Annotated in this window: 1 protein-coding gene; it reads left to right on the top strand. The window is 43.8% G+C overall.

The window, feature by feature from the left end; genetic code table 11:
• A partial coding sequence (locus tag ADM33_RS11535) for a mucin-binding protein (RefSeq protein WP_049505054.1) occupies positions 1-217 on the top strand: 217 nt, incomplete at both ends.

Consider the following 217-nt stretch of genomic DNA (forward strand, 5'->3'; position numbering starts at 1 on the left):
AGACGGTAAGGCAACTGCCCCAGCTGACAATGTTCAAAATGCACAATGGACACGTACCTTGACGCTTGATAAGGTAACAGGTGAAGTTCTCTCATCTACTCCATGGGCATCGAATAAGGATAACTATGATGCAGTTCCAACACCTGGTTTGACAGGCTACTACGCTGATAAAGGAAGTGTTGCTTCTAAGACAGTCACTCAAGAAAATCTTGAAGAA

The organism is Streptococcus oralis (assembly GCF_001075875.1).
Lineage (GTDB): Bacteria > Bacillota > Bacilli > Lactobacillales > Streptococcaceae > Streptococcus > Streptococcus oralis_I.